The following is a 26,890-nucleotide window of genomic DNA, read 5'->3' on the forward strand; positions in this document are numbered from 1 at the left end:
CCCTTGGAGAAAAGCCATGCGAACAGCGCTCCTATGCGCCACGGGCTTCATCGCGCTTGGAACCGCCCATGCCGAGCCGGTGCGACTGACGCCATCGCTTGAGGCGAGGCTGCGGTTCGAGCATGTGGCGCAGGAGGGCATTGCGCTGGATGCGGACGCGACGACATTGCGACTGCGTCCCGGCGTGATAGCGAGCGCCGGCAACTGGTCACTGCTGGGGGAGAGCGAGGGTGTGCTGGCATTGGGCGGCGACTATTTCGACGGCACCAATGGCAGGAGCCGCTATCCGCTGATCGCCGACCCGCAGAATCTGGAGCTGAACCGACTTCAGCTTCGCTATGCCGGCAAGACTGCGACGGGGACGATCGGGCGTCAACGGCTGAACCTTTCCGACGATCGCTTCGTGGGCACGGCGCCCTGGCGGCAGAGCGAGCAGACATACGACGCGGCGCGGCTGCAATGGGGCAGGCCGGGTGGGCTGCGCGCCGACATCGCCTATAGCTGGAGCGTGCGGACCGTGAACGGACGCAATGGCAAAGGCGCGCGGCCACAGGCGATCGGCGGCGACAACATCTTCGCGCTGCTGAGCTATGGTGGGCCGGCGCTGGACGTGACGGCCTTTGCCTATCTGGTCGATCAGGATGCGCCGGCGGTGCAGGGCTATCGGCTGTCCTCCCAGACCTACGGGCTGCGTGCAACGGGGCGGCTGCCGGTCGGACGGGACATTACGCTCGCCTATCAGGCAAGCTGGGCGCGGCAGAGCGACTGGCGCCGTAACCCCAACGACTTTGCCGCCGACTATCGACTGGGTGAGGTCAGCCTGACCGGAGCGCGGCTGGGCCTGACCGGGGGCGTCGAAACGCTGGGTGCCGACCGGGGCGTCGCGCTGACCAGCGTGCAGACGCCGCTGGCGTCGCATTTCAGGTTCAACGGCTGGGCCGGCAAATTCGTCACCACCCCGCCGGACGGGCTGCGCGACATCTATGGGTCGATAAACTGGCGAAGGCAGGGGCGGACGGCGAGCGTCAATGCTGGCGCGACGTGGCATCACTTTTCGAGCGATCGCGACCGGCGATCCTATGGCGAGGAGATCGACCTGATCGCAGGCACCAGCTATCGTCATTGCGCTCTGTCCGCGCGCTGTGCTCATTATGAAGCAAAGGGATTCGCCACCGACACCGACAAGCTGTGGGTGCAGATGGACTGGAGCCTGTGACGATCAGCCGCCAATTTGTTCCAGAAAGGCGCGGTTGGTGGGGAGGTCGCGGGTGGCCTGATCGCTGTAGCTCTGGACCCGCGCGAACAGGCGGTCGGCGGCCCTGGGCGACGCCTTTGCCGCGCGTGGCGGCGGGAGGGTCGGATAATCCATGCCGTAGAGGATATAATGATAGTTGAACGGCGCGAAGCTTTCGAGATCGAGCGTGAAATCGAAGCGGCCGGGCGGGCGGTAGCGCCATTGATCCAGATGCGCGCGCAGGCTGTCGGGAATAGACGCCGGGTCGGCATTGTCGCGCCAGAAGGGTTCCTCGCGCCGGCTGAGGCAATAATGGAGCTTCAGGAAATCGACGATCCGCTCATAGCGGCCGGCGATCAGCTGATTGAAGCGGGCCGCGGGGGCGTCGATCGGGCCGGCGAACGGGAATAGCTCGGCGATCATCGCCACCGCCGCCTCGATCAGCAGGATGCCGGTCGATTCGAGCGGTTCGACGAAGCCGCCCGACAGGCCGACCGCGACGCTGTTGCCGATCCACTGCGCCTCGCGATAGCCGGGGTCGAACGGGATGAGGCGCGGCTGGAACCGATCATGGCCGATATGGGCGCGCAATATCCGCGCCGCCCCCTCCTCATCCATATGCGCCGAGGAATAGACGCAGCCGATGCCGCGCCCGCCTTCCAGCCCGATGTCCCAGGTCCAGCCCGCTTCATGGGCCGCGGCGATGGTGACGCTTTCGATCCGGGCGTCGGGCCGGTCATAGGGGATCTTGCAGGCGAGCGCGCGGTCGGTGAAGAGCTGGTGCCGCACCGATCTGAACGGCGCGCCGAGCGCGCGGCCGATCAGTTCGGCGCGGAAGCCGGTGCAGTCGACATAAAGGTCGGCGGTGAGCGCGCCCCGCTCACGGGTCCGGACGCCGGCGATGTTGCCGTCCGCGCCGCGTTCGACCCCGGTCAGATGGTCGGTCAGGTGCCGCACGCCAAGTTCCATCGCCCGATCGCGCAGCAGGGCGGCGAATTTGTGCGCGTCGAAATGATAGGCGTAGCTGAGCGGCGCGGCATAGGCCCCCTCCCCCGGCCGCTTGGGCGCGCGGCCGTGCAGCGCGACGCCATGCTGGATGCTCATCGCCTGCGCAAAGGGCAGCCGCGTGCGCGGATCCTGCGCCAGCCAGGCGGCGAGCAGATCGGCGTCTTCGGCCTGAAGCGGCGCTTCGAACGGATGCACATAATGGTGGCGGCGACCGTCCGGCGCGGGAGCGTGCAGCCAGTCGTCGAAGCGTATGCCCTGCTTGAAGGTCGCGGAGGTGGCGCGCAGGAAGGCGGTTTCGTCTATGCCGAGGAAATCGAGCGTGCCCCGGATGGTGGGGAATGTCCCCTCCCCCACGCCGATGATGCCAAGGTCGGGCGATTCCAGCAGGATGATGGGAATGTCGGCATGACCCGCCAGCGCAAAGAAGCGGGCCAGATAGGCGGCGGTCAGCCAGCCGGCGGTGCCGGCCCCCACGATCATGATGCTGCGCGCGCCCGTCATGGGCCCGAGCCTAGCGCAAGGCGAGCGCGACGGAAACGCCCCGTTCGTCCGGCGTGCAAAGTTCCGCCCATCCCATGTTACGGATTTTCCTGACCGGTTCGTTGAGCCCCATGTCAGCGATGCCGCGCGCGCGCTTTCAAATCTGGTTCCGCCGAAGAGAGGCATGGTTTTACGACATGGTCGATTTTATCCGTTCCGCCGCCTTGATAAGCACAGGCGATCGCCGCACCATGGGCGTGCGCCATGCAGGCCAGGAAAGGACGCGGTAATGCACGGCGATGTCATGACCTGGCTGGTGCCGCTGGTTTCGATGCTGGCGGCGGGACTGGTCGCGGGTTTCGCGGCGGGGATTTTCGGCATCGGCGGCGGCTTCGTGGTCGTGCCCGCGCTGCTCGTCGTGCTGCCGCTGCTGGGGGGCACGCATGACGCCATTGCCCATGTCGCCATCGGCACGTCGGCCGCGACCATCATCGTCACCTCGATCCGGTCGCTGCTGTCCCACGCCAAGCGGGGCGCGGTGGAATTCGAGGTGCTCAAGGCCTGGGCGCCGTGGATCGTGCTGGGCTGCGGCGCGGGCGTGATGCTGGCCAGCCATGTCAACGGAACCACGCTCAAGATGATTTTTGGCGGCGGCGTGATGCTGATGTCGCTGAATTTCCTGTTGCCCAAGGTCAGTGGCAAGGTCATCAGCGACCATATGCCGTCGGGCATATTGCGGGTGGGCATCGCCGGGGGGCTCGGCACCTTCTCCTCACTGCTGGGGATCGGCGGCGGGACGATCGCGATCATGGTGATGACGCTGTGCGGACGGACCATCCATCGCGCGATTGCGACGGCCTCCGGCATCGGCACGCTGATCGCTATTCCGACGACGATCGGCTTCGCCATCATCGGCCTGAAGGAAGGCGGGCTGCCATGGGGGTCGCTCGGCTATATCAACATTCCCGCGACGCTGGCGATCGCGTCCATGTCGATGCTCACCGCGCCGCTGGGCGTTGCCGCCGCCCACAGCCTGCCCGCCGGGCCGCTCAAGAAGATTTTCGGCGTCTATCTGCTGATCATCGGCGCGCTGATGCTGCGGGCCGGACTCAAGATCTAACCCCTCCCGATCCGTCGGGTCGCAGGAGCACCGCCAGTGACGCGCTAACAGCCTTTGTCACTGGCGGTTCTTCGCTTATTCTGCGAGCGGGGGACGGTCATGGCGCAGGCGGAACAAATTTCGGTATTGCTGGTCGAGGATGACGACGCAGCGCGCGCCAATATCGCGGGCATATTGAGCGACGCGGGGATGCGAGTCGACCATGCGGCCGATGGTCCCAGCGGCCTCAACCGGGCGGGCGGCGGCGGGCATGACGTCATCATCCTCGACCGGATGCTGCCCCATCTGTCGGGCATCGACATCGTCACCCGGCTGCGCGTCGCCGGCGTAGGCGCGCCGGTGCTGATGCTGTCCGCGCTCGGCCGCAGCGAGCATCGGGTCGAGGGGCTGGAGAGCGGCGTCGACGATTATCTCGCCAAGCCGTTCGAGCCAGACGAACTGGTCGCGCGGGTGCGGGCGTTGTGGCGGCGGGCGAGCCGGCGCGGCAGCCATGATCCAGTGCTGCTGTTCGGCGACCTGGAATGCCATGTGAAGGCGCGCACCGCCTATCGCCAGGGCAAGCATCTGCCGCTGTCGCCCAAGGAGTTCGAGCTGTTCCGTTATCTGATGGAACATGCCGGCGAGGTGGTGACACGCGAAATGCTGCTGCGCCATGTGTGGAAGCTGAGCTTCGATCCCCAGACCAATGTCGTCGACGTGAATGTCGGCCGGCTGCGGCGCAAGCTGGAGGAAGGGTTCGACCGGCCGGTGCTGGAGACGATCTGGGGCACGGGATACCGGCTGATCGCCGCGACGGGCGCCACCCTTGGCTAGACCCGGCCTGCTCCGGTCGGTGTTCGGCCGGGTGACCTTGTCCGCTCTGTTCGTCAGCCTCCTGTCGACGCTGGCGCTGTTCCTGGTGGTGCGGCAGATCGTGCGCGACGACGGGCGGGCGATGCTGGCGCGCGAGGTGGACACCGACCTTGCGGGCCTGGCCGACATCTATGTGAGCGGCGGCGCGGAGGAATTGCAGGCGCGGATCGCGGACCGGCTGGCGCTCAGCCGGCAGGATGGCGCGCGGAGCTGGTATCTGCTGGCCGATGCCACCGGGCAGCGCGTGGCGGGCAACCTGCCCCATTGGCCGGCGATCTCGCCCGAAGTGTCGGAGGCGCGCTTCGCCACGCTGCCCGGCGGCGAGCGGATGTTCGCGCGGGCGACTCAGCTCGGCGGTGGCGTGCGATTGCTGGTCGGGCGCAGCGACGCGCGCGGGGAGGCGCTGCTGGCGCGGCTCGCCACCGCCTTCGCGATCGCGGGCGCGGGCATTGCGCTGCTCAGCCTTGCCGCCGGCCATCTCGCCGCGCGTCGGCTGCGCGAGCGGGTGGAGGCGGTGAACGCCACCTTCGCCGCCGTCCGGGCGGGGCGCATCGCCGCGCGCGCGCCGGGCGCGGGGGCCAGCGACGAGCTGGCCGAATTGGCCGCCAACACCAATGCGGCGCTCGATCAGGTGGAACGGCTGATCGAGGCGCAGCGCCATGTGTCGGACCAGACGGCGCACGAAATCCGCACCCCGCTGATGCATCTCGACACCCGCATATTGAAGGCGATCGAGGGGACCGACGATCCGGTGCTGCTGGGCACGCTCGACCAGTCGCGGGCCGAGATACGCGGCGTGGTGCGGCTGCTCGATTCGCTGCTCGACATCGCCGGTACGCAGGCGATGCGCGGCGACCTGCGCGGGCTGGCCGACATCAATCTCAGCGACATCGCCGAAAGCCTGGCGGACCTCTACGGCGCGAGCGCGGAAGAGCTGGGCATCGGTTTCCACGCGCGCATTGCGCCGGGCGTGCGCCTGCGCGGCGACGCCATGCAGATGACGCGGCTTCTGTCCAACCTGCTCGACAACGCATTCAAATATGTGCCGAGCGGCGGGACCGTGGTGCTGGAACTCGCACCCGGCCCGCGCATGGCGGTGCAGGATGACGGACCGGGCATACCCTGTACCGATCGGGAGCGGGTGTTCGAACGCTACGTCCGCCTTGACGGCGCGCGGGGTCAGGGGCATGGCCTCGGCCTCGCGCTCGCGCGGGCGATCGCGGAGCGGCACCATTTGTCGCTGCATGTCGAGGATGCGGAGCCGGGCGCGCGCTTCGTCGTCCAGCCGGAGGAGCGCGATGCTTAGGTTGGTCCTGCCCCTGTTGCTGACCGCCGCGACGCCGGAGGCGATGCCCGACGACCCGGTGCTGCGCACGCTGCTGGAGGGCGAAGCGGCGCAGGCGACGGGCGACGGGGCGGCCTTGCTCGACACGGCGCAAGTGCTGAAGGCGCTGGGCGCGACCCCGGCCGAAGGGCAGCAGGATCTGGCCGCGCTCTGGACGCAGGAGGCGGAGGCCAAGGGCGTGACCAGATCGGCGCTCGGCTTCCGCGGGCGGGCGCTCGGCCCCGCCTATCATCGCGGCGCGCTCAATGCCGGGGACAAGGTGATATTGCGCCAGCTGTTCCTGGCGGGCCAGCGCGCGCAGATTTCGGTCGCGCCGGCCGGCCGCGCCAAATTGTCGCTAAGGGTGCAGGATGCGGGCGGCAGCACGCTTTGCCAGAAGGATGTCGGCGGACCGCAGGCCGACTGCGCCTGGCTGCCGCTCTTCACCGACCGCTACGCCATCGTGATCGAAAATGGCGGGGGGAGCCCCGCAACCTTCTACCTCATCATGAAATGAGGGCGCGCGCGGCATCGGGCGATCGGCACAGCGCCATCCTTGCGCTGGACTAGGCCGGTCGTCTCCCCTAGCGGTAGGGCCAACCATCCGTCCGATCCACCCGAAAGGCGCGCCATGTCCCGAACGACCCTGACCCGTTTCCTGATCGAGCAGCAGCGCGACCATGGTGCCCTGCCCGGCGAGCTGCGCCTGCTGATCGAAACCGTGGCCCGCGCCTGCAAGACGATCGCCCACGCCGTCGGCAAGGGCGCGCTGGGCGAAGTGCTCGGCAGCCTCGACAGCGAAAATGTGCAGGGCGAGGTGCAGAAGAAGCTGGACGTGATCGCCAACGAACTGCTGCTCGACGCCAATGAATGGGGCGGCCACCTCGCCGCCATGGCCTCCGAAGAGATGGAGACCATCTATCCCATCCCCAACCGCTATCCCAAGGGCGAATATCTGATGCTGTTCGATCCGATCGACGGGTCGAGCAATATCGACGTCGATCTCTCGGTCGGCACCATCTTCTCGGTCCTCAAAGCCCCCGACGATTGCGCCGGCCGCCCCGTGACGGAGGAGGATTTCCTCCAGTCGGGCCGCAATCAGGTCGCGGCGGGCTACGCCATCTACGGGCCGCAGGCGATCCTGGTGCTGAGCGTGGGCACCGGCGTCTATGAATTCACCCTCGACCGCGAAGTCGGCAGCTGGGTGCTGACCGACCCCGCCATGCAGATGCCGCAGGGCAAGTGCGAATTCGCCATCAACATGTCCAACCGCCGCCAATGGTCGCCGGCGATTCTCCGCTATGTCGAGGAGCGCGTGACCGGCGCGGCCGGCCCGTGCGGCAAGGACTACAACATGCGCTGGACCGCCTCCATGGTCGCGGACGTCCACCGCATCCTGAAGCGCGGCGGCGTCTTCATGTACCCCTACGACCACCGCTCGCCGGGCAAGGCCAAGCTGCGCCTGATGTATGAGGCGAACCCCATGGCCTATCTCATCGAACAGGCCGGCGGCGCGGCCACCGACGGCTTCATCCCCATCATGGACGTGGAACCCAAGGGCCTCCACCAGCGCATCGGCGTCGTCCTGGGCGACCGCGCCGAAGTGGAAGCGGTGGTCGCCTATGGGCGGGAGGAAGAGGTGGTGGCGGGGTGATGCGTCGACCTTAGCCCCTCCCCTTCAGGTTCAAGCGAGGCACGTGACTCGCTTGAAGGGTTGGGGTGGGGTGTCCCGCTATCTCGCGGGCAGCCCAATTGTCAGTTTGAAGGGTGTCAGTGGCAAGCGTCTGACCTACAAGTCAGCTAAGGTCCAATATGTCGATCGCGACCGATCCCGCTGATAAAGGAAATGGAAGCCGATTGCGGACTAAGCCTCATCGAAGCAAACGAAAATAGACGATTCCCTCTCGATTCTCTATGTGTTAGCTTTACTCGGGCAGTATGGAGGTGGGATTGGCGGATCGTGAAACCCTGACCCTCACGATTCATGGTTTGCCCGCCTTCAACAAGGACGTTGATGGCGAAGTTTTTGCGCGCAAACTGTTCAAATTCATGCAGGCGTTGGCGGTCGCTGACGAAACTGCAAACGGCGGGCGGCGCCTCAAATATCTTATCGAACGTTTGGAAAAGAACACTGCAACCGCAGCAGTTCGTGAGCAAGTAACGACCGGCACCGCGCAGTATGAGTCGGGCGTCGAATACTTCTGGCACGGCGTGACGATGATTTATCACGATGCAATTCGCGCCCGCGAGCTTCCCGTTCGGTTTGTACGCTACGTTGAGGAGTTGGCTAGCGGCGTTGGTGACAGCTTCCAAAGAGGTGAGTTGAAGGTCGCAAACGATAACCTCGTTCCCATCGACGAGAACCTCGAAATCAACGCGAAAAAGGTTATCGCCGATATTCGCCGGATCCAATCGGGCACTATCAGGCCGTTTTCAGGGGTAGCGAATATTGCGCTCGACGGAACGGTCATAACGCTAGAAGGGCGTGGCGAGGCTGACAAAGCCGTGGTGAAGCTCACCGCTGGCGGTAAGGAAATCGACTGCCTCCTCCATCGACTTTCCGACGATAAGATGCGGCAGGTTTGGAAGAAGCGCTGCACAGTGGTGGGCGTTGGTCATTATTCCGGCAATCGCGCGCTACCTGACTACATAGAAGCGGTGTCCATTGACCCTGTCGGACAAGGGACCGACTGGTCACGCTGGAAAGGCGCGTTTCATTCCATCGAAATCGATGAAAGCGACTGGAACTGATGGCGACACATCAGCCTCAATATTATTGGGACACCTGTGTTTTCATCGCTTACCTGATGGATGATCGAGATGCATTTGGAAGCCTCATTGACGACATCGGCCAATTCTTGGTCGAAGCGCAACGGGGTGAATGCGTGATACATTGCTCCACCATCACTATGGCAGAAATTACTCGTCACAACTACCACGGCGACCACGATTTCGACGCGCTCCTTGATCAATGGGGCGCGGGAATTGTTCCGCTTACGCCCGACCCCAACACCATGAGAACGGCGTCGGAGCTGCGTAGTGCCATCTATACGAAGACGGGTGGCGAGCGAAAGTTGCATACAGCCGACGCCATCCACCTCGCTTCTGCCCTGACACTCATCGAAGCTTATGGCGTGCCGCTCGACGAGTTTCACACCTTTGATCGAGGCAAAAAGCGCGATATTGAAGGAAAAGGTCTGCCCTTGATTGGCTACGAAACGTGGTGCGAGCAATGCGCTGATGATCCGCTTGTGAAGCGCATAATCGATCTCAAGCGTTGCACTCCTCAACACCCGGCGAAGCGACTTAATTTTTGACCGATCCAAAAAACCCAACTCGACAACTTCAAGGAAGCCGCCCGCGAGTAGAGACGGACGACGATCCCGAGCACTTCAAGGATAGGCTTGCCAAGGTCGTGAAGCACAAGCCAGGGGAGAAGCCGGAGTGAGGGCAGCGCGTCTGATCGCGATTCTCGCCTTCTGCGCGGCGCCATTTTGGTTCGAAAACTATCTGAGGGAAGATGCGCTTTTCTTCACTCGCATGGCGTGGCTCGCAACCTTGCTGACCGCCTATGGGGTTGCCGCGCTCCTACGCAGGCGCCGTGGCTTGTAAAATACACAATCCCAAAACAAAAAAGGGGGGAGAGCGCCCGTTTCAGCGCTCGATCCCCCCGCCATGCCTTGCCTGCCGGTCCGACCGGCGGCTCCTCTCCAGAAACTTGTTTTAGTGGCTCGGCATCGGCGGGTTTCTGCTAGCCCAGTCGCGTGACAAAAAAAAGGCCGATCACGCGGATCGGCCGAAAGTTTTTAGGAGAGGATGCCTGAAAGGCCCGTCCTATGTGGCCCAGCGGCCACATTCGCGCAAATGCGAAGGACGAAATCATAGTTGCGCCAAACGCAACCAATCCCCGCTGCCGGAAAATCCCGCGACTCAAAGCGCCCCATGAGCAAATCGCGTCAAATCGAAAACACGCCGTTCGTCCTGAGTAGCCATTGAGCGAAGTCGAAATGGCGTATCGAAGGACCGGGCTTGGCGCCGATGCTTCGATACGGGCCTTCGACAAGCTCAGTCCCTACTCAGCACGAACGGATCAAAACAAACGCTCAATGCCCTAAGAGATTGTCAGGGCTTTGCCGCTACCCCAGCCCCATGCACGCGCCCGCCCCCCATGCCCATGCCGCGACCGGCTATCGCCGCGACATGGACGGGCTGCGCGCGCTCGCCATCCTGCCGGTGCTGCTGTTCCACGCGCATGTTCCCGGCTTTTCGGGCGGCTATGTCGGGGTCGACATCTTCTTCGTCATCTCGGGCTATCTCATCACGGCGATCCTCGCGCGGGAGATCGATGCGGGCTGCTTCTCGCTCCTGCGCTTCTACGAGCGCCGCTTCCGCCGCATCGTCCCCGCATTGGCGCTGATGATCCTGGTGGTGCTGGCCTGCGCCGCCTGGCTCTATTTCCCCGGCGATCTGGAGGGCGTGCCCCGGTCCGCGCTGGCCGCGACCTTCTTCGCGTCCAACCTCTGGTTCTTCACCGACACCGGCTATTTCGCCGGCGGCGCGGACGTAAAGCCACTGCTCCATACCTGGTCGCTGGCGGTGGAGGAGCAATATTATATCGGCTTTCCGCTGCTGCTGATGCTGCTCGCCGCCCACGCCCCCCGCTGGCGCACGGCGGCGGTCGCGAGCATCGCCGCCCTCTCGCTCGCGCTCGCCATCCTGCTTCAGCGCGACACGAGCGGCTTCACCTTCTACCTCCTCCCCACCCGCGCCTGGGAACTGCTCGCCGGCGCGCTGCTGGCGCTGGGCGCGGTGCCGACCGTCACGCCGCGCTGGGCGAGGGAGGCGGTTGCGTGGAGCGGCCTCCTCGCCATCGCCCTTGCCGTCGCCCTCTATGATCGCACGACCATCTTCCCCGGCCTGGCCGCCCTACCCCCGGTGCTGGGCGCGGCGGCGCTGATCCACGCCGCGCCCGGCACCAGCGCCGCCCGCCTGCTCTCGCTCCGCCCGCTGGTCGGGATCGGCCTCATCTCCTACTCGCTCTATCTCTGGCACTGGCCGCTGATCGTCTTCACCGAATATGCGACCGACATGGCCCTAGCCGGCCTCACCCGCATCATGGTGATCGCGGCCGCGCTGATCGCCGCAATCCTCTCCTGGCGCTATGTCGAGCGGCCCTTCCGCGACAGCGCCGCCGTCTCGCGCCGGGCAATCTTCGCCTTAACCGCCGCCGCCATGGCGACCCTCAGCCTCGCCTCCCTTGCACTGCTGGCAAAGGGCGGCTGGCCGGCCCGCTTCGCGCCATCGGTGCTGGCACAAATGGCCGGCCAGCAGGACATCGCCCCCACCCGCAAGCTATGCCACGACACCCATATGCGCGCCGCCACCCCCTGCACCCTCGGCGCGGCGGTGAAGCCTTCCGCCATGCTCTGGGGCGACAGCCACGGCGTCGAACTCGCCTACGCCCTCTCGCTTAAGGCCGGATCGCAGGGCTGGGCGCTCGTCCAGCGCACCACCTCAAGCTGCCCGCCGGTGCTCGGCTATGAGGCCACCGACCCGCGCTGCGCCGCCGCCAACCGCGCCGCCTTCGCCGCCATCCGCGCCGATCCCGCGATCCGCCGCGTCTATCTCGCCGGTTTCTGGGCGAATGGCCGCTTCGACGATCCCGCCTTCGTCGCCAAGCTGGATCAGACCATCGCCGCCATCCGCGCGCTGGGCCGGGACGTCGTCCTCATCGGACCCGTCCCGCCCCAGCCCTTCGACGTGCCCCGCCGCCTCGCCCATCTGGCGCAGGCCGGCCACCTGGCGCAGGCCCAAGGCGTCGACCGCGCCACCCTGAACGCCCGCACCGTCCATCTGCGCGCCCTCTTCCGCGCCTGGCAGGCACGCGGCGTCCCCCTGATCGACCCCGCCGCCGCGCTCTGCGACGCCGGCGGCTGCGCGATCGCGCACGATGGCAAGCCGCTCTATTTCGATTCGCATCACTTAAGCATCGCCGGCGCGCGGCTGGTGATCGCCGCCGCGCCTATTCCGCCGCCATCGCATAGCCCGCGCGCGGCAGCTCCTGCGCCAACATCGCCGCCAGATCGCTGACCAGCGCCTGCATGCCGGCAAGCCCCGGCCCGACCCCTTCCAGCGCCGCGTCGAGATAGAGCGCCCGGTCGATCTCCAGCTGGATCGCATGGCACCCCCGCTCGGGCCGGCCGTGGCGGTCGAGGATATGGTCGCCGGCATAGGGATGGTTCTGCGCCACGGCGATGCCCCGCCCGGCGATCATCTCCGCCGCCTGCGCCACCAGCCGGCCCGACGCGCTCCGCCCGAAGCGGTCGCCCAGCACCACGCCGGGCGCGGCCTGCCCCGGCGTCATTGGCAAGGGCGGCATCGAATGCAGGTCGATCAGGATCGCGTGCCCATGCGCCTGCCGCGCCGCCGCCATCAGCCGCGCCAGCATCGCATGATAGGGCCGGTGCAGCGTCTCGATCCGCGCCTGCGCCTCCGCCCATGCGATCGGCCGCAGCCACAGCTCGTGCGCGCCCGGCATCCGGCGCGGAAACAGCCCCAGCCCGCCGCGCAGCTTCGCGCTGCTCTGCAACCCCGCGTCGCGCGGCACATCGTCGATCATGCCGGGATCGATCTCCCGCTCATGCCGGTTCATGTCGATCATCGCCCTGGGTGCGCGCGCGATCAGCACGGTGAAGCCCGCCGCCATCGCCCGATGCGCCAGCAGGTCCGCCCAGCGATCCTCCAGCCGCCGCAACATCTGCGGCTTCACCCGCGCGGCGGCCAGCAGATCGGCGGGATAGGCGCGGCCCGCATGGGGGACGGACAGGATCACCGGCCGCACCGGATCGGCCGGGCCATGGAGATCGAACGCCGCGTCGCTTATGGTGGGAACGGGCGGCGCAAACTGGTCCAATATGGCTCCTTTCGTGGCCGGAAGAGCAAAATGGTTAGCCGGCTGGAAAATATTCAGACTTGTCGCATATAAGCCGGGTTCGCGCCACCCGTTACGGCGCGGCAGCCGGCGAATCGGCGGGGCAGGAACAAGTTGGGGGCGATGGTTCGCATTTTATTGGCCGAAGATGACGAGAGCATGCGGACCTATCTGGCGCGCGCGCTCGACCGGTCGGGTTACGAGGTCGTCGCCGTCGCCACCGGGGCGGAGGCGCTGCCGCACATCGCGTCCGATCGCTTCGACCTGCTGCTGACCGACATCGTCATGCCCGAAATGGACGGGATCGAACTCGCGCAGCACGCGGCGCAAGTCGCGCCCGACATGCGGATCATGTTCATCACCGGCTTCGCCGCCGTGACGCTGAAGGCCGGCAAGGCTGTGCCCCAGGCCAAGGTCTTGTCCAAACCCTTCCACCTGCGCGACCTAGTGCTGGAGGTGGAGCGCATGTTCGGCAGCGAAAGCGTGTCGGGCCTTAGCTAGAGCATCGCGCTTTAATCTGATCCGTTTGCTTCGAGCAGGTTAGAGCGAAGTCGAGAACCGTATGTCGAGAAGATTATCGCGAGCGTTCTCGATACAAATTCAAACGCTCGACGCTTTGGACGCCCCGCTCAGTCCGGCACCACCTCCTGCATGTCGGGCGTCGGCTCCAGCGGCTTGCCCGCCATCGCCGCCCGGAACCGCTCCCGGTCCAGCCCCTTCTCCCACGCCGACACGACCACCGTCGCCACCGCGTTGCCGATGAAGTTGGTGAGGCTGCGGCATTCGCTCATGAAACGGTCGACCCCCAGGATCAGCGTCATGCCCGCCACCGGCACCGACGGCACGATCGACAGCGTGGCCGCCAGCGTGATGAACCCCGCGCCCGTCACCCCCGCCGCGCCCTTGGAGGAGATCATCGCGACCAGCACCAGCAAGATCTGCTGCTCCAGGCTGATATGCACATTGCACGCCTGCGCGATGAACAGGGCCGCCAGCGTCATGTAGATATTGGTGCCGTCAAGGTTGAAGCTGTAGCCGGTTGGCACCACCAGCCCGACCACCGACTTGCGGCACCCCGCCCGCTCCATCTTTTCGATGAGGCTCGGCAGCGCGGCTTCCGAAGACGAGGTGCCCAGCACCAGCAGCAGCTCGGCCTTGAGGTAACGGATGAGGTGCAGGATGTTGAACCCCACCGCGAGGCCCACCCCGCCCAGCACCACCAGCACGAACAGCAGCGATGTGAGATAGAAGGTCGCCACCAGCCCCGCGAGGTTGGCGAGCGTCCCCACGCCATATTCGCCGATGGTGAAGGCCATCGCCCCGAACGCGCCGACCGGCGCGGCCTTCATCAGGAAGGCGACCAGCTTGAACACCGCATGGCTCGCCGATTCGAGCACCGCCATCAGCGGCGCGGCCTTGTCCCCGATCATGGTGAGCGCGATGCCGAACAGGATCGCGACGAACAGCACCTGAAGGATGTTGCCGTCCGCCACCGCCGACACCATGGTCGACGGGATGATGCCCATCAGGAACCCGGTCAGCGTATTTTCATGCGCCTTGTGCGCGTAGTCGGCGACCCGCCCGGCATCGAGCGTCGCCGGGTCGATATTGAGCCCCGCGCCCGGCTGCACCACATTGGCGACGATCAGCCCGACGATCAGGGCCAGCGTGGAAAAGGTCAGGAAATAGGCGAAGGCCTTGCCCGCTACCCGGCCGATGGCGCCCAGCTCCTTCATCCCCGCGATGCCGGTGACGATCGTCAGGAAGATCACCGGCGCGATGATCATCTTCACCAGTTTGATGAAGGCTTCGCCCAGCGGCTTCATCGCCACCGCGGCCTCGGGGAAGAAATGCCCCATGGCGACGCCCAGCGCGATCGCGGCCAGCACCTGCACATAGAGCTGCCGGTAGAAGGGCAGGCGCGGCGCGGACTGGATCGGTGCGGTTGGCGATGGCAGCATGATCGACGGCGTCCCCCTGTTTGCACCGCAGCATATGGGCCACCCCTCCCCTGTCCAGAAGTTTATAGGCGCGCCCGAATTTCCCGCTTGCGCCCGCCCCATGGCCCGGCTATTGGCCCCTCCACAGTGGGCGTGTAGCTCAGTGGTAGAGCACTGTGTTGACATCGCAGGGGTCGCAAGTTCAATCCTTGCCACGCCCACCATCGAAACCCCCCGCCTTCTCAATGAGATGGCGGGGGTTTTGTTTTTCCAGACCAATGTTTCCTTCTCATGGTTTTGCGTGTGTTTTGCATGTGAAAATTGGGCCGGTTATCTTTGACAATGTCGAAAACCACATTTTCGGAAGGGATAGAGCGGCCTAAGGTTCGTTATCGTGGCTTCTTCATCAATGATGAAGATTCTTGCCTCAGCGGTTGGGCCATAACGACATTCGGTGGCGTCAACGCGGCCATGGATGCCCATGTCTTTGAGCTGCTCCTCCGCATGAAGGGGAATTATTTGTGGCCGGCGATGTGGGCAAAGGCGTTCGTCCATGACGATCCCAAGAGCATGGTTCTGGCCGACGCGATGGGCGTGGTGATGGGCAATTCCCATCATGAACCCATGCTCAGAGCGCAGGCGGAATGGCATCACGCCAAGTCAAGGGGCGTGGCGTCAGCGGATTGGGGTTAGACCCGCAATGCGGACACTCTGCGGCGCTTCTGGCGGGGGGCGAGCGCATGATGTCAAAAGGCGACGGCAAGGGTTACGAATCCGTCGTGACGATTGGCATGCGCGGCGATGGCGACGAGGCGATGGCACAGGGCACCGCCACCGAATTGCTGGAGCGCATCGTTCACGACCAGCGGGCCATCATTGCGGATGTGACGGGAAGGCCAGCGCCGCAGCAACCGCAGGTCTGGGCGCTCTACAAGGAAGTGCAGGATTATTACGACAGGGGCATGCAGGTGCCCGATGATGTCGTCCTGCTTTTCGCCGATGAATCGACCCAAAACCGGCCGTTCGACGCACTCCTCCCGAACGGCAGGAAAGTCCCACGATGCCGCGTTCGCTTGCAGGCAGCACGCGCCCAGCGTCGGCCGTTCACCTCGTTCGGTGCGAATATCCGGGTTTGACAAAAGCTGCCGGTCGTAACCTCAGCCTGGCCCCCTTAGGCCGCGCTTTGCGTACGCCGTGCCGCCGCATGGCGATTCTCCGGCTCTGGCAGGCCCAGGTGCGCGCGAAAGGTCGTTCCTTCATACTCGGCCCGGAAAAGCCCCCGCGCCTGCAGGATCGGGACGACCCGGTCGACGAACAGGTCAAGCTGTCCCGGCAGCGGTTCGAAGACTACGAATCCATCCGCCGCGCCTTCCTCGAACCATTGCTGCAACTGGTCCGCGACCGTTTCCGGCGATCCTACGAACGCCCCGCGCGGCGTCGCGAGCCGCTCCGCCACTTGCCGCAGCGTCAGATTGTCCGCCCGCACCTCGGCGAGGATACGCAGCGTGCCGCTTTGCTGGCTGTCCAGGCCTATATGCGCGACATCCGGGAAAGGCGCATCCAGATCATATTGGCGGAAATCATGGTCGTTGAACGTCCGTGACAGGAAGCCGAGCCCCGTGTCGATCGACTCCAGCGCCGCCAGTTCGCGGTAGCGCGCCTCCGCATCCTCGTCCGTATCGCCGACGATCGGCGCGATGCCGGGAAGGACGAACAACTGGTCGGGGTCGCGGCCGAAGCCTCTCGCCCTCGCCTTCACGTCCGCGACATAGGCCTGCCCATCCTCCTTGGTCGGCGCGTGGGTGAAGATCACCTCGGCATGGAGCGCGGCGAAGCTACGTCCGTCATCCGATGCGCCGGCCTGGAAGATGACCGGCTGACCCTGCGGCGTCCGCTTGATGTTGAGCGGCCCGCGGACCTGGAAATGCTCGCCCTTGTGGCCCAGCCTGTGCAGCTTGGCGGGATCGACGAACTGGCCGCTTTCCTTGTCGGCGGCATGCGCGCCATCTTCCCAGCTGTCCCACAGCCCCTTCACTACGTCGAGATATTCGGCGGCGATCTTGTAGCGGGTGGCATGGGCGGGATGCTCGGTCTTGCTGAAATTGGCCGCCGTGTCGCCCAGCCAGGATGTCACCACGTTCCAGCCCGCGCGCCCGCCACTCAGATGATCGAGCGAGGCGAACTGGCGCGCGACGTTGAAGGGTTCGGAATAGCTGACCGTCAATGTAGCCACCAGGCCGATGCGCGATGTTGTCGCGGCCAGCGCGGACAGGATGGTGATCGGCTCGAACCGGTTGAGATAGTGCGGGCTCGATTTTTCCGTGATGGACAGGCTGTCCGCCACGAACAGGAAGTCGAACTTCCCCCGCTCGGCGGCCGTTGCCTGCTGCTGATAGTGGGACAGGCTGGTGCTGGCGTTGACGTCCTGGTCGGGATGTCGCCAATCGTTCCAGGTCCGGCCGACGCCGTGCAGGATGAAGCCGAGTTTGATGTGGGGGGATTTTGCCATGCGCCTGCCCTTTCGGATGCGGGATTTGACGCCAGCATAGGAGCAGAGGCGTTGGCGCAACCAACGCGAAGTCGTGGATCGGTTATGACTTGGGCAAATAGATGACGGGTTTCAAAGCCCCGTCGCCTCCACCCAATGCGCGTTGCTGATCTCGCGGGCGAGCGTCCACACCTGCCGCCTGATGTCGGGCACCGCGACGATCTCCCAATGCGCGCCCCGTGTCATCGGTCCGACGACGCGCAGCCGGTCCTGCGGTCGTCCCGATGCATCGATGGCGCGGCATTGACGATCCACGTCGATGCCGATCGCCAGCGGATCGGGCCGGATCGCGCCCGCGCGGACAAGCGCGCGCAGCAGCGGGTCTTGCGCACGGCCAAGGTCGCCCAGCGGCCCGGTGCAATTGACGATGCGGGCGAAGTGGTGCGGCTCCACCCGCGCCGATCCGCGTTGCCTTATCTCTACCTCGATATGGTCATCCTGACCACGCGCCGAAACGACCTTTGCCGCCCGCACGTCCAGCCGTCCGGCAGCGCGCATGGCGACGATCCGTTCCGCCACGGCGGGCGCGATCCGGTGGCGATGCACGTCCCAATAGGGGCGCAGGTGGCGCAGGAAGCGGGCGCGCTCGACCGCGGTTGCCGCCCGCCACATATCCTGGGTGAAGGGGCGCAATTCGTCCACCGCCGCGCGCCAGCCGATCGCATCCGCCCGCGCCCGCACCGATCGCACCAGCGCGGACGCGGGGCCGGCGGGGCGCTCCTGTGGCCGTGGCGCTGCGGTAGCAGGCGCATGGGCATGGGGCATCAGCCCCCTGCGGGATAGGGCGACGATGCGCCCGGAAAAGCCGGCCGTGTCGATGCTGAGCGCGCAATCGACCGCCGTCAGCCCGCTTCCCAGCAGCAACACCGCGTCGCCGCCTCCCAATCCCCTTGCAATATCGGTCGCCCAGGGGTCGTCGACATAGGCCGGACGGGCGAGGCCAGCGAAGGCAGGCAGGTGGTGCGGCGGCAGGTTGCCGGGCGCGATCACCGCGATGTCCGCGTCGACGCGCGTGCCTGACCGAAGGCGGACGCTGGCGCCGGATTCGGAAAGGACAATGTCGATCGCCTCATCCTCCACTAGCCGCAGCCGGTCGCCCGCATCCCCCTGCGCTTCGTCGAGCAGGCCGCGCAGATAGAGGCCATAGGTGCGCCGCGTCGCAAAGCTCGCATCCTGCCCTTGCGCCCGACCTTTCAGCCAATCGGCAAAATGGCCGGGCATGTCGGGCAGGGCGCTCATATTGGCGGCGCGCACGTTGAGGACATGGTCGTCCTGCGCCGCGCCATAGGCAAGGCCCCGCCCCAGCCGGTCGCCCCGCCGCTCGATCAACGTCACCCGCGCCTCGCCATGGCGCAGCAGGTTGATCGCCAGCAGCGTGCCGGAAAACCCGCCGCCGATGATGGCGACATGATCGGCGCTCAGCATCGATCAAGCATTTCTAATGGATCGGGCAGCATTGCTTGTGGGACATATCTCTACTTGCATCATAGATAAATAGCGCGATCTGATTTTTCTGGGAATGGACGGTCATGACCCCTCTGCGATCTTTGCTGGCCGGATGGCGGCGCTGGAAGGCGGCGGCGGCGCGCGAACTGCTGCGCGACCCCAATGTCATCCTGTTCGAACGCGCGCCCGAACCCGCGCCGGCCCCGACGAGCGCCCGTGGCGGCTGAGGGTCTTTCCCGCCGGCTGCTGCTGGGCGGCGGCGCGGCGTCCTGCCTGCTGCTCGCCGCCTGCGGATCGGGCAAGGGCGGCCGCCCGGTGCTGCGCGTGTCGATCACCGGCAAGGGCGACGGCGATTCGCGGCTGCTCTTCAAATCCGCCGGCATCAAACCCGAAGGCTTCGACATCGCCTATAGCGAGTTCCAGTCCGGCCATCTGGTGGTCGAGGCGCTGAACGGCGGCTCGCTCGACTATGGCGGGATGAGCGAGATCCCGCCCATCTTCGCCGCCGCTTCGACCATCCAGAGCTTTCGCCAGATCGCGGTCGCGCATGGCGACGTCAACAATCAGGTCGTGCTGGTGCCGAAGGGATCGACCGCGAAGAGCATCGCCGACCTCAAGGGCAAGCGCGTCGGCTATGTCCGCGCCACCACATCCCAATATTTCCTCATCCGGATGCTGGAGGAAGTCGGCCTGGGCTGGAACGACATCAAGCCGGTTGCGATGGGCGTGACCGACGGCGCGGCGGCCTTTTCCCAGGGCGCCCTCGACGCTTGGGCGATCTACGGCTTTCCGATCCAGCGCGCGATCGCGACCGAAGGCGCGCGCATCCTGCGCACCGCCTACGGCATCCTTTCGGGCAATTATCTGGTGGCCGCGCATGTCGACGCGCTCGCCGATCCCGACAAGGCGAAACTGATCGCCGACTATCTCCGCCTTGCCCGAAAAGCCTACGCCTGGGCCGCGGCGCATCAGGATGAGTGGGCGGTCATCGTGTCCAGGGATATCGGCGTGCCGCTCGCCTATGTGCAGGATCAGTTCAAGCGCAAGAGCGACGTGTACGAACTGCGTGCCGTGACGCCTGAGGCCATCGCGTCGCAGCAGAAGGTCGCCGACCTCTTCTACGCCCAGAAGCTGCTGCCCAGGCCGGTCGATGTCCGGCCGCTCTGGGACGACCGCTTCAATTCCGCCATTCCGACAAGAGGCTGACCATCATGGCAACCCGTCTCGCCGATCCCGAAACAGTGCCGCCAATCATCACCGACGACTATCTCGACTGGCTGACGCGCGAGCTGGCCGCGCACGCCGAAACCTACGACCGCAGCGGCGAATTTCCCCGCGCGCCCTTCGACCTGCTGGCGCGCGAGGGGCTGATCGGCCTCACCGTACGACCGGAACTGGGCGGGCGCGGCGCCAACCTGTCCGACGCCCTGCGCGTGCTCGCCGCCGTGGCGAAGGGCGAGCCTTCGACCGCGCTCATCCTCTTCATGACCTATCATTATCACGCCAACCCGCACCGCGCGCAGGGCTGGCCCGCCGCCATCTACGAGCGGCTGGCGGCGGACGCGGTCGCCGGCCGGGGCCTCATCGGGGGCCTCCGCGTGGAACCCGAACTCGGCACCCCGGTACGCGGCGGCCTGCCCGCCACGATCGCGCGGCGCACCGCCGACGGATGGGCGATCAGCGGCACCAAAATCTATTCGACCGGATCGACCGGGCTCGACTGGTATTCGGTCTGGGCCAGGACCGACGAGGAAAGCCCCCGTGTCGGCAATTTCCTGGTGAAGGCCGGCAGCCCCGGGGTCACGATCGAACCCGCCTGGGATCATCTGGGGATGCGCGCGACCGTCAGCCACGCGGTTCACTTCGCCGACACGCCCACCCCGCTCGACCATGCGGTCGATGTGCGCCTGCCGGAACAATGGGCTGCGGCTGCGGGCGACCCCGGCCTCGCCATCTGGAATGCGCTCTCCATCTCGACCATCTATGATGGCGTGGCGCGCGCGGCCCGCGAATGGCTGGCGACCTATCTCAACGATCGCGTACCGTCCAATCTCGGCGCGTCGCTCGCCACCCTGCCGCGCGTGCAGGAAAAATTCGGCGAGATCGAGGCGCTGCTTCAGGTCAACGCGACCCTGATCCGTGACGCCGCCGCCCGCTACGACGCGGGCGATCCGCCCGCCGCCATCGCGGTCAACACTATCAAATATGTCGCGACCGCCAACGCCATCCGCGCGGTGGAGATCGGCCTCGAACTCACCGGCAATCCCGGCCTGAGCCGCAAGAACCCGCTCGAACGCCATTATCGCGACGTGCTGTGCAGCCGCATCCACTCGCCGCAGACCGACACGATCCTTGTCGCCGCCGGGCGCGCGGCGCTGGGGCAGCAATCATGTCGCTGATCATCGCCAGCCAGCTCGATGCCGACTTCAACAAGGGGCTGGGGCAGCACCCGGTCGCCCCGGTCGTGATCGACGTCGCGGAAGACGAACCCTGGACCGCCGCCGCCGAAGCCGACCTGCTGCTCGTCCGCCCGTCTCCCGCCTGGCGCCAGCCGCGCGTGGCGCGCCCCTCGCTCTGGCCGGGGCGCCTCAAATGGGTCTATAGCGCCTCGGCCGGCATAGATTTCTATCCCGAATGGCTGCTCGAAGCGCCGCTCGTCACTTGCGGGCGCGGCGTCGCGTCGGACGAGATCGCCGACTATGTCATCGCCGCCCTCTACGCCCATGCCAAGAATCTGGAAGCGGTGACGGTGCGCGCCCGCGCCGACTGGAAGCAGGCGCCGTTGGGGCGCGTTTCAGGCACCACCGTCGGCATCGTCGGGCTGGGCGCGATCGGGCAGGCGGTGGCGCGGCGCGTGCTGGCGCTCGGCGCTCAGGTGGTGGCGCTGCGCCGATCGGGCGCGCAGGCCGGGATCAGCGGGGTCGAATTGCTGACCGACCTGCCCGCCCTGGTCGCGCGCGCCGACCATATCGTCATCGCCGTCCCCGGCACGCCCCAGACCCGCCATCTCTTCGACGACCGTCTTCTGGCGCAGGTGAAGCCCGGCGCGCACATCATCAACGTCGCGCGCGGAACGGTGCTGGATCAGGACGCGCTGATCCGCGCGCTCGACCGGGCGAACGGCCCCGGCTTCGCCACGCTCGACGTCACCGACCCCGAGCCTTTGCCCGAAGGCCATCCGCTCTACACCCATGCCAAGGTCCGGCTGACGCCGCATATCTCCAGCAACCATACGCTGGTGCGGCACCGGCTGCTGGAAAAGGTGCGCGACGACATCAGCCGCTTCGTACGCGGCGAAACCCCGTCCGACGTGGTCGATCCCGCGCGCGGCTATTGAAGCGGCAGGCGCATCACAGCGCCTGCACCGTCTCCCGCGCCAGTTCCGCGAGCCGCTGCGCCGCGCTGTCCAGCTTGTCGCCCGCGCGCAGGATCGCGGCGACGCGCGGCAATTCGGGCAAGCGCTCATGCGTCAGCGTCGATTCCTCGCCGATGAAAAGATGCGTGCGGCAGGTGATGCCCAGGCCCGCGCCGACGGCGGCCTTGAGCGTCGCGAGATTGGGCGTCTCCACCGCGATCCGCCATTGCAGGCCCGCATCCTCCAGCCCCCGTATCGCCGCCTCGCGAAAACGGCATGGCTCCTCCAGTACGGCGAGGGGAATGATCCCGCGATCGGCCAGCGCCGGCTCGCCATACCAGGCCATCGGCGCGACCGTCACCGCATGGGCGTCATTGGGCGCGGCGAAACCCAGCAATATGTCCAGCTCGCGCCGGTCGAGCAGCGCCTGCAACTCCGCCGTGCCCGCCACCCGCGCATAGATTTGCGCGTCCGGATGCAGCTCGGAAAAGCGCGAGAGCAGCCCCGACAGCAAGGTGTCGGCGAAATCCTGCACCATCCCGATCCGCGCCGGCCCGGCAAAGCGCCCGGCGCTCACCGCCGCGACAGCCTCGTCGTGCAGCAGCAGCACGCGCCGCGCATAGTCCAGCATCACCTCGCCCGCCGGAGTCAGGTTGAGCCGCCGCCCTTCGCGCAGGAACAATGTCTGCTGCACCAGCTCCTCCAGCCGCTTGATCTGAAGGCTGAGCGCCGACTGCGTGACGAACACCTGTTCCGACGCATTCAGCATGGACCCGGTATCGACGATCGCGACGAAGCTTCGCAGCAAATTGGTGGGCAGGTTGACCGGCACGGTTGGCCTCTCAGCTGGAAATGCGGGGAAGGGCCGACCCAGCGCAGGGAACGGGCGGTCCTTATCGCCGACGCTTATATATCAATCAAAATAGTAGAGATTGGAAGGGTCCAACTAAATCTTGCGGCATGCTCGTCCTGGCCAGCAATCGGCGGTTTTCTGCGCCATGGCGAGCCAATCGAGCGGCCAGCCCCCGCTTATGATCGCTGCTCATAGATGACAGCAGAAAAACTTAATTGAATCAGTAGAGAATACATGTTGGGCTTGCCATGACCTAAACAAGGACCGGATATGGCAAGCCTGGCGATCGGACGTTCATTTGGCGCAGCGCGCACACGGCAGCCCTTTTCGCTGTCGCGCTTCGGCGGGCGCTGGCTTTCGCCGGTGCTGCTGCTCCTGCTCTGGGAACTGGGTTCGCGCAGCGGCCTGATCCCCGAACGCACGCTCGCCGCGCCGTCGGCGGTCATCGGCACCCTGATCGAGATGGTGATCTCGGGCGAGCTTCCCTCCAACCTCCTCGTCTCCTTCGCCCGAGTCGCCGCCGGGCTGCTGATCGGGGTCGGCCTCGGCCTCGCGCTCGGCCTGGTCGCCGGCCTCTCCCGCGCCGGGGAGTTGGCGGTCGATCCGCTCATGCAGATCAAGCGCACCATTCCCGCGCTCGCGCTAACCCCGCTCTTCATCGTGTGGTTCGGCATCGGCGAAACGCCCAAGGTCGCGCTGATCGCCTTCGCCACCATCTTCCCGGTCTATTTGAACCTCTACAGCGGTATCCGCAGCGTCGACCTGCGCCTGCTGGACGCCGCCAAGAGCTTCGGCCTCAGCCGTGCCGAACAGATATGGCATGTCGTCCTGCCCTCGGCGCTACCCTCGCTGCTGGTCGGGCTGCGCTACGCCCTCTCGGTCTCGATCCTGGTCCTGGTCGTCGCGGAGCAGATCAACGCGTCGGCGGGCCTCGGCTACCTCATCAACAACGCCCGCGATTTCATGCGGACCGACATCATCGTCGTCTGCCTGATGGTCTATGCCATCCTCGGCCTTGGTGCCGACTGGCTGGTCCGCGCCATCGAAGCCCGCGCCCTTATCTGGCGCCCCAGCATAGTGGAGCAATAAGCATGGACGCTCGCCTTGGCTTTACCGCGCTCGACAGCGCGCAGCATCATCCCCATCCCGAACCCGTCGTCCGCCTGCGCGGCTTCACCCGCCGCTTCGGTCCGAACACCATCATCGATGGCCTCGATCTTGACATCGCGCCGGGCGAGTTCATCGCCCTGCTCGGCCGCTCGGGATCGGGCAAGACGACCTTGCTCCGCACCCTTGCCGGCCTGGACGAAGTGCGCGGCCAGGATGTCGAAGTGCCCGACAGCCGCGCCGTCGTCTTTCAGGACGCGCGCCTCCTCCCTTGGAAACCCGTCTGGAAGAATGTCGGCCTGGGCCTCAAGGGCGACATCCGCCCCCGCGCCGAAGCGGCGCTCAAGGAAGTGGGCCTGGGCCATCGCATCGACGCCTGGCCTCTCACCCTCTCGGGCGGCGAGGCGCAGCGCGCCGCACTCGCCCGCGCGCTGGTGCGCAAGCCGCAACTGTTGCTGCTCGACGAACCCTTCGCCGCGCTTGATGCGCTCACCCGCTACCGGATGCACGATCTCGTCCTGTCGCTGTGGCGCGCGCACCGCCCCGCCGTGCTGATCGTCACTCATGATGTCGAGGAAGCGATCGCGCTCGCCGACCGGGTGCTGGTGCTCGACAAGGGCCGCATCGTCGCCGAAGAACGCATCACCGCCCCGCGCGGTGAGCGCGCCAGCTTCTCCGCCCGCCTGCGCGAAAAGCTGCTTTCCACCCTAGGCGGTGACGATCACGGGGTAATCCCGTTCGCGCCCGCGCTGGAAGCCGCCGAATGACGGCAGCCGCCACTCTCGACCGGCCGATCGACACCACCCGCCTGCGCGGCTTCATCACCGCCTTCGCCGACCTGCTCGCCGCCACGCGCGACGAACAGGCTATCCTGGACAGCGGCAGCGCCCTGCTCGCCCGGCTGATTGCCACCGACGATTGGCTGCCCGAAGAGTTCGCCCGGCCCAATCCCGACCGCTACCAGCAATATCTGCTCCACTGCGACAGCCGCGAACGCTTCAGCGTCGTCAGCTTCGTCTGGGGGCCGGGCCAGTCCACCCCGGTCCACGACCATAGCGTCTGGGGGCTGGTCGGCGTGCTGCGCGGTGTCGAGAGGGTGGAGCGGTTCGGCCGCCTGCCGTCCGGCGAGCTGGTGGCGCAAGGCGAGGAGTTTCTCCGCGCAGGGGAAGTCGACGCGGTTTCGCCCCGCATCGGTGACATTCACCGCGTCACCAACGGCCTTGCCGACCGGCCGTCCGTCAGCATCCATGTCTATGGCGCCAATATCGGCGCGGTCGAGCGCGCCACCTACGCGCCCGACGGCGCGCCGAAGACCTTCATCTCGGGATACGCCAACCGCGTCATCCCCAACCTCTGGGACAGATCATGACCACCGAAACGCTTGACCGCATCCAGACTGCAACGCCGCAGGACATCCGCCGCGCCCTTCTGATCGGCAGCGAGATCGCGCTGATCGACGTGCGCGAGGAGCATGAATTCGCGCAGGGCCACCCCCTCTTCGCCGCTCAAATTCCTCTGCGCCGTATCGATGACGAAGCGCGCTGGCGCATTCCCCGGCTCGACACGCAGATCGTCGTCTATGACAATGGCGAGGGGTTGAGCCGCAAGGCGGCGGTTCGCCTCGAAGCGCTCGGCTACACCGACGTGCGCGAACTGGACGGCGGCCTGTCGGGCTGGCGCGACGCCGGCTATGAATTGTTCGAGGACGTGAACAGCTACTCCAAGGCGTTCGGCGAACTGGTCGAACATCGCCGCCACACGCCAAGCCTGCCGGCCGAGGAAGTGCAGGCGCTGATCCGCGAAAAGGCCGACATCCGCATCCTCGACGCCCGCCGCTACGACGAATATAACACGATGAGCATTCCGACCGGCACCAGCGTGCCCGGCGCCGAACTGGTGCTGCGCGCGCAGACGGTCGCGCCCGATCCCGACACCACGATCATCGTCAACTGCGCGGGCCGCACCCGATCGATCATCGGCGCGCAGTCGCTGGTCAATGCGGGCATCCCCAACAAGGTCTATGCACTGCGCAACGGCACGATCGGCTGGACGCTGGCGGGTCAGGAACTGGAAACCGGCCAGACCCGCGCCGCGCCCGAAGTCGATGACGCCGCGACGGACCAAGCGCGTACCCACGCTCGCGATGTCGCCTATCGCGCCGGGGTCAAGCGGATCGGCTGGCAGGAGCTGGAAGCGCTTAAAGCCGACACCGCCCGCACCCTTTATCTCTACGACGTGCGCCAGCCGCGCGAATATGAAAGCGGCCACCTCCCCGGATTCCGCAACGCGCAGGGCGGCCAGCTGGTGCAGGAAACCGACCATAACGCCCCGGTGCGCGGCGCGCGCATCGTCGTCACCGACCCCACCGGAGTCCGCGCCGACATGACCGCCTCCTGGCTCGCGCAGCTCGGCTGGGAGGTCTATGTGCTCGACATCGACTGGTCCGCCGCGACGCTGGAGCGCGGCTCCGACGGCGCACCGCCGCCGCGTGGCCCGGAGGGCCGTTACAAGCGCCCCTATGAAGGTACCGACAACAAGGCCGCCGCGATGCAGGCCTATCTGGACTGGGAATATGGCCTCGTCGCCCAGCTGGAGCGCGACGGCACTCACGGCTTCTACGTGATCTAACTGTGATGCTTCAAATAGATCCGTTCGTGCTGAGTAGGGACTGAGCTTGTCGAAGTCCCGTATC

General features: G+C 66.2%; 26 protein-coding genes and 1 tRNA gene. 21 read left to right on the forward strand and 6 right to left on the reverse strand.

Annotation, left to right across the window (positions count from 1 at the left end; translation table 11 throughout):
* The first annotated feature begins 16 nt into the window (after positions 1-16).
* Positions 17-1,216 (forward strand): hypothetical protein, encoded by a 1,200-nt coding sequence (locus tag ACETPF_RS04545; RefSeq protein ID WP_373933114.1) that lies wholly within the window; start codon positions 17-19, stop codon positions 1,214-1,216.
* Between the two features lie 3 nt (positions 1,217-1,219).
* Here the strand turns inward: ACETPF_RS04545 and ACETPF_RS04550 are convergent, their stop codons facing one another.
* On the reverse strand, positions 1,220-2,743 hold the full coding sequence (locus ACETPF_RS04550; protein ID WP_373933115.1) for a tryptophan halogenase family protein: 1,524 nt from the start codon (positions 2,741-2,743) through the stop codon (positions 1,220-1,222).
* A gap of 268 nt (positions 2,744-3,011) precedes the next feature.
* Here ACETPF_RS04550 and ACETPF_RS04555 point away from each other — a divergent pair, with 268 nt between their 5' ends.
* From ACETPF_RS04555 to ACETPF_RS04590, 8 genes are all read left to right on the forward strand, one after another.
* A complete protein-coding gene (locus tag ACETPF_RS04555; RefSeq protein WP_373933117.1) occupies positions 3,012-3,842 on the forward strand; it encodes a sulfite exporter TauE/SafE family protein in 831 nt (276 codons plus the stop codon).
* Between the two features lie 99 nt (positions 3,843-3,941).
* The gene (locus tag ACETPF_RS04560; protein WP_373933118.1) at positions 3,942-4,655 is read left to right on the forward strand and encodes a response regulator transcription factor; all 714 of its coding nucleotides are present in this window, start codon (positions 3,942-3,944) and stop codon (positions 4,653-4,655) included.
* Entirely contained in the window at positions 4,648-6,000 is a 1,353-nt protein-coding gene (locus tag ACETPF_RS04565) for a sensor histidine kinase (protein WP_373933119.1), read from the forward strand. The genes ACETPF_RS04560 and ACETPF_RS04565 overlap by 8 nt, the downstream gene beginning before the upstream one ends.
* Positions 5,993-6,535: a hypothetical protein gene (locus tag ACETPF_RS04570; protein WP_373933121.1), complete on the forward strand. Its 543-nt coding sequence runs from the start codon at positions 5,993-5,995 to the stop codon at positions 6,533-6,535. The genes ACETPF_RS04565 and ACETPF_RS04570 overlap by 8 nt, the downstream gene beginning before the upstream one ends.
* 114 nt (positions 6,536-6,649) lie before the next feature.
* The gene (locus tag ACETPF_RS04575) at positions 6,650-7,672 is read left to right on the forward strand and encodes a class 1 fructose-bisphosphatase (protein ID WP_373933122.1); all 1,023 of its coding nucleotides are present in this window, start codon (positions 6,650-6,652) and stop codon (positions 7,670-7,672) included.
* A 296-nt stretch (positions 7,673-7,968) separates the two neighbouring features.
* Positions 7,969-8,769: a hypothetical protein gene (locus ACETPF_RS04580; protein ID WP_373933124.1), complete on the forward strand. Its 801-nt coding sequence runs from the start codon at positions 7,969-7,971 to the stop codon at positions 8,767-8,769.
* Positions 8,769-9,335 (forward strand): type II toxin-antitoxin system VapC family toxin, encoded by a 567-nt coding sequence (locus tag ACETPF_RS04585; RefSeq protein WP_373933126.1) that lies wholly within the window; start codon positions 8,769-8,771, stop codon positions 9,333-9,335. Before ACETPF_RS04580 ends, ACETPF_RS04585 begins: the two co-directional genes overlap by 1 nt.
* Positions 9,336-10,167: 832 nt before the next feature.
* Complete coding sequence (locus ACETPF_RS04590) at positions 10,168-12,108, forward strand: acyltransferase family protein (RefSeq protein ID WP_373933128.1); 1,941 nt, start codon at positions 10,168-10,170, stop codon at positions 12,106-12,108.
* Here the strand turns inward: ACETPF_RS04590 and ACETPF_RS04595 are convergent.
* The gene (locus ACETPF_RS04595; RefSeq protein WP_373933129.1) at positions 12,041-12,931 is read right to left on the reverse strand and encodes an N-formylglutamate amidohydrolase; all 891 of its coding nucleotides are present in this window, start codon (positions 12,929-12,931) and stop codon (positions 12,041-12,043) included. The genes ACETPF_RS04590 and ACETPF_RS04595 overlap by 68 nt on opposite strands.
* A 141-nt stretch (positions 12,932-13,072) precedes the next feature.
* Here ACETPF_RS04595 and cpdR point away from each other — a divergent pair, with 141 nt between their 5' ends.
* Positions 13,073-13,450 carry a cell cycle two-component system response regulator CpdR gene (cpdR, locus tag ACETPF_RS04600; RefSeq protein WP_373933130.1) on the forward strand — a complete coding sequence of 126 codons (378 nt, stop codon included), beginning with the start codon at positions 13,073-13,075 and terminating at the stop codon, positions 13,448-13,450.
* A 128-nt stretch (positions 13,451-13,578) separates the two neighbouring features.
* Here cpdR and ACETPF_RS04605 read toward each other — a convergent pair whose 3' ends face one another.
* Positions 13,579-14,910: a dicarboxylate/amino acid:cation symporter gene (locus tag ACETPF_RS04605; protein WP_373933131.1), complete on the reverse strand. Its 1,332-nt coding sequence runs from the start codon at positions 14,908-14,910 to the stop codon at positions 13,579-13,581.
* A gap of 128 nt (positions 14,911-15,038) precedes the next feature.
* Here ACETPF_RS04605 and ACETPF_RS04610 point away from each other — a divergent pair.
* The 3 genes from ACETPF_RS04610 to ACETPF_RS04620 all read left to right on the forward strand — a co-directional run bounded on the left by ACETPF_RS04610 (position 15,039) and on the right by ACETPF_RS04620 (position 16,025).
* Positions 15,039-15,113 (forward strand) — tRNA-Val (locus ACETPF_RS04610).
* Between the two features lie 118 nt (positions 15,114-15,231).
* Positions 15,232-15,582: a glycosyl hydrolase 115 family protein gene (locus tag ACETPF_RS04615; RefSeq protein ID WP_373933132.1), complete on the forward strand. Its 351-nt coding sequence runs from the start codon at positions 15,232-15,234 to the stop codon at positions 15,580-15,582.
* Positions 15,583-15,629: 47 nt separating this feature from the next.
* Positions 15,630-16,025 carry a glycosyl hydrolase 115 family protein gene (locus ACETPF_RS04620; protein ID WP_373933133.1) on the forward strand — a complete coding sequence of 132 codons (396 nt, stop codon included), beginning with the start codon at positions 15,630-15,632 and terminating at the stop codon, positions 16,023-16,025.
* A gap of 35 nt (positions 16,026-16,060) precedes the next feature.
* Here ACETPF_RS04620 and ACETPF_RS04625 read toward each other — a convergent pair whose 3' ends face one another.
* Both ACETPF_RS04625 and ACETPF_RS04630 read right to left on the reverse strand, forming a co-directional pair.
* Positions 16,061-17,398 carry an LLM class flavin-dependent oxidoreductase gene (locus ACETPF_RS04625; protein ID WP_373933134.1) on the reverse strand — a complete coding sequence of 446 codons (1,338 nt, stop codon included), beginning with the start codon at positions 17,396-17,398 and terminating at the stop codon, positions 16,061-16,063.
* A gap of 111 nt (positions 17,399-17,509) precedes the next feature.
* Positions 17,510-18,862 (reverse strand): FAD/NAD(P)-binding protein, encoded by a 1,353-nt coding sequence (locus tag ACETPF_RS04630; protein ID WP_373933135.1) that lies wholly within the window; start codon positions 18,860-18,862, stop codon positions 17,510-17,512.
* Positions 18,863-18,966: 104 nt separating this feature from the next.
* On the opposite strand from ACETPF_RS04630, the gene ACETPF_RS04635 reads away from it, so the two are divergent.
* The 4 genes from ACETPF_RS04635 to ACETPF_RS04650 are packed head-to-tail and all read left to right on the forward strand — an operon-like array spanning position 18,967 to position 22,220.
* Positions 18,967-19,110 carry a hypothetical protein gene (locus tag ACETPF_RS04635; RefSeq protein ID WP_373933136.1) on the forward strand — a complete coding sequence of 48 codons (144 nt, stop codon included), beginning with the start codon at positions 18,967-18,969 and terminating at the stop codon, positions 19,108-19,110.
* Positions 19,100-20,089, forward strand: coding sequence for an ABC transporter substrate-binding protein (locus ACETPF_RS04640; RefSeq protein ID WP_373933137.1), 990 nt, complete (start codon positions 19,100-19,102; stop codon positions 20,087-20,089). Before ACETPF_RS04635 ends, ACETPF_RS04640 begins: the two co-directional genes overlap by 11 nt.
* A 5-nt stretch (positions 20,090-20,094) precedes the next feature.
* Positions 20,095-21,282 (forward strand): acyl-CoA dehydrogenase family protein, encoded by a 1,188-nt coding sequence (locus tag ACETPF_RS04645; protein ID WP_373933138.1) that lies wholly within the window; start codon positions 20,095-20,097, stop codon positions 21,280-21,282.
* Positions 21,273-22,220, forward strand: coding sequence for an NAD(P)-dependent oxidoreductase (locus ACETPF_RS04650; protein WP_373933139.1), 948 nt, complete (start codon positions 21,273-21,275; stop codon positions 22,218-22,220). Before ACETPF_RS04645 ends, ACETPF_RS04650 begins: the two co-directional genes overlap by 10 nt.
* A 13-nt stretch (positions 22,221-22,233) precedes the next feature.
* Here ACETPF_RS04650 and ACETPF_RS04655 read toward each other — a convergent pair whose 3' ends face one another.
* Entirely contained in the window at positions 22,234-23,070 is an 837-nt protein-coding gene (locus ACETPF_RS04655; RefSeq protein ID WP_373933140.1) for a LysR substrate-binding domain-containing protein, read from the reverse strand.
* 291 nt (positions 23,071-23,361) lie between these two features.
* Between ACETPF_RS04655 and ACETPF_RS04660 the strand changes: the two genes are divergently transcribed.
* Genes ACETPF_RS04660 through ACETPF_RS04675 form a run of 4 tightly spaced genes read left to right on the forward strand, consistent with a single transcriptional unit; the run spans position 23,362 to position 26,826 of the window.
* A complete protein-coding gene (locus ACETPF_RS04660; protein WP_373933141.1) occupies positions 23,362-24,180 on the forward strand; it encodes an ABC transporter permease in 819 nt (272 codons plus the stop codon).
* A 2-nt stretch (positions 24,181-24,182) separates the two neighbouring features.
* Positions 24,183-24,965, forward strand: a complete 783-nt coding sequence (locus ACETPF_RS04665) for an ABC transporter ATP-binding protein (protein WP_373933142.1) — start codon at positions 24,183-24,185, stop codon at positions 24,963-24,965.
* Positions 24,962-25,567 carry a cysteine dioxygenase family protein gene (locus tag ACETPF_RS04670; RefSeq protein ID WP_373933143.1) on the forward strand — a complete coding sequence of 202 codons (606 nt, stop codon included), beginning with the start codon at positions 24,962-24,964 and terminating at the stop codon, positions 25,565-25,567. Before ACETPF_RS04665 ends, ACETPF_RS04670 begins: the two co-directional genes overlap by 4 nt.
* Positions 25,564-26,826, forward strand: coding sequence for a rhodanese-like domain-containing protein (locus tag ACETPF_RS04675; RefSeq protein ID WP_373933144.1), 1,263 nt, complete (start codon positions 25,564-25,566; stop codon positions 26,824-26,826). The genes ACETPF_RS04670 and ACETPF_RS04675 overlap by 4 nt, the downstream gene beginning before the upstream one ends.
* The last annotated feature ends 64 nt before the right edge of the window (positions 26,827-26,890 follow it).

The sequence above is a fragment of the Sphingobium agrisoli genome, assembly GCF_041877245.1.
Lineage (GTDB): Bacteria > Pseudomonadota > Alphaproteobacteria > Sphingomonadales > Sphingomonadaceae > Sphingobium.